The sequence below is a fragment of the Enterobacter cloacae complex sp. 2024EL-00227 genome (genome assembly GCF_043945315.1).
Classification (GTDB): Bacteria; Pseudomonadota; Gammaproteobacteria; order Enterobacterales; family Enterobacteriaceae; genus Enterobacter; species Enterobacter roggenkampii.
Window position 1 is genome coordinate 1 of the sequence record NZ_JBIMQP010000052.1, and the last position, 2,050, is coordinate 2,050.

At 49.3% G+C, this 2,050-nt stretch carries 3 protein-coding genes; all 3 read left to right on the forward strand.

Annotation, left to right across the window (positions count from 1 at the left end):
* Nucleotides 1–416 precede the first annotated feature (416 nt).
* The 3 genes from ACHH0Z_RS25430 (at nt 417) to ACHH0Z_RS25440 (ending at nt 1,659) form a co-directional block, all read left to right on the forward strand.
* Nucleotides 417–530, forward strand: coding sequence for a hypothetical protein (locus tag ACHH0Z_RS25430; protein ID WP_045409917.1), 114 nt, complete (start codon nt 417–419; stop codon nt 528–530).
* 307 nt (nt 531–837) lie between these two features.
* The gene (locus tag ACHH0Z_RS25435; protein ID WP_031942343.1) at nt 838–1,140 is read left to right on the forward strand and encodes a TM2 domain-containing protein; all 303 of its coding nucleotides are present in this window, start codon (nt 838–840) and stop codon (nt 1,138–1,140) included.
* Between the two features lie 288 nt (nt 1,141–1,428).
* On the forward strand, nt 1,429–1,659 hold the full coding sequence (locus ACHH0Z_RS25440; RefSeq protein WP_045409913.1) for a hypothetical protein: 231 nt from the start codon (nt 1,429–1,431) through the stop codon (nt 1,657–1,659).
* Nucleotides 1,660–2,050 lie beyond the last annotated feature (391 nt).

Below are 2,050 nucleotides of genomic sequence, written 5' to 3' on the forward strand. Positions count from 1 at the left end.
CACCGGTGCGTCAGCAGAATATGTGATACAGGATATATTCCGCTTCCTCGCTCACTGACTCGCTGCGCTCGGTCGTTCGGCTGCGGCGAGCGGAAATGGCTTACGAACGGGGCGGAAATTTCCTGGAAGATGCCAGGAAGGAGCTTAACAGGGAAGCGATAAGGCCACGGAGTTGCCGTTTTTCCATAGGCTCCGCCCCCCTGACAAGCATCACGAAATCTGACGCTCAAATCAGTGGTGGCGAAACCCGACAGGACTATAAAGATACCAGGCGTTTCCCCCTGATGGCTCCCTCGTGCGCTCTCCTGTTCCTGCCTTTCGGTTTACCGGTGTCATTCCGCTGTTATGGCCGCGTTTATCTCATTCCACGCCTGACACTCGGTTCCGGGAAGGCAGTTCGCTCCAAGCTGGACTGTATGCACGAACCCCCCGTTCAGTCCGACTGCTGCGCCTCCTCCGGTAACTTTCAACTTGATTCCAACCCGGAAAGGCACGACAAAGCGCCACTGGCAGCAGCCACTGGTAACTGATTTAGAGGAGTTAGTCTTGAAGTTATGCGCCTGTTAAGGCTAAACTGAAAGAACAGATTTGGTTACTGCGCTCCTCATAAGCCAGTTACCACGGTTCAAAGAGTTGCTGCTCTGAGAACCTTCGAAAAACCGCCTTGCTGGGCGGTTTTTTCGTTTACAGAGCAAGAGATTACGACGCCACAGAAAGGATCTCAAGAAGATCCTTCACCATAATGGAAATCTATCCCACCCGAGCATATAGGATGCATATCGTTATAAAACATCGGATATTATGCATCCCAACTAAAAATAAGCTCGAGGATAAAAAATGAGTTCAATGGTTTACTGCCGAGGATGCGGCAAGGAAATACACGAAACAGCAAAGTCATGCCCACACTGCGGAGCCACAAACGCCTCTTCAGGTTCAGGTGAAAAAAGTAGAATCGCAGCCGCGCTATTAGCATTCTTCCTTGGTGGATTTGGCGCACATAAATTTTACTTAGGTAAAATAGGACAGGGATTCCTGTATCTAATTTTTTGCTGGACATTCATACCCGCGATCATCGCGTTTATTGAGTTTATTATTTATCTATGCGATTCCGATGAAAAATTCGCAAGAAAATATGGCTAACTCATAGCAAAAAAGCCCTGCGGGGCTTTTTTTGTACCAGTCTGTGAGGCAGATTTACCATAACATCCGTTGTCCGCACCGCTGAAACGGGGTTGGGCGCGTTTCTGACGGCAGAAAGGTAAAACCAGTAACAAACCACCCGGAAAACCGCCAGAAACGCACAGGAAGTATTTTAGCGCTATGCATGGCTATGCACACAACTGCATGGCATGCAGTTTCGTCCGAAAAGAACACGCTAACCCCCGTTTTTAGATACCGACAAGGATGCGTGATACCAGGGAGCCTGGCATGCAGCTAAAACGAAAAAACCCGGCACGGACCGGGAAGGTATTCGAAAATATTTATATGAAAGCCGCCATTCCGGCATTCTTATCCAAAAGTTTTATGACAAAAAAAACGCCCACTGGTCAACAAGAAAACAAGGTAACTGCTTTTTATAGTGGTATCGGGCATAAGCCTATTCTGTTCGTGGGAGAAAGGTTATCTGAACAGATAACGGTGAACGGGAACGGATTTTAATCCGGCGTCGTGAAGCGTTGGCAGGGTGTCGGGGCGCAGCCCTGACCTAAGTATTTGTGATGCCGGCGCGTGCGCGGTATTACAAATGCACATCCTGTCCGGAGTGGTTCCCCGGGAACAGGCAAAAAAAACCGGGCGAGCTGCCCGGAATGTAAGTCAAATTAGATTACGTTCACTCATCCATAACAGCGTCATGCAACGACGACCACCGTCCGTGACGGCCGCCTCGTTTAAGTATGGACAGAAATTCAGAAAATACTCAGGACGAAATGTAATGAATGCGAACGGATTCAAGAAATTCGAGCATGACCGCCCTTACGGCCGGTACGGTTTCAGACAAAATCTGCCGGTATGCATCCAGCATCATGGCTCAGGCATCCCCCCCCCCCCC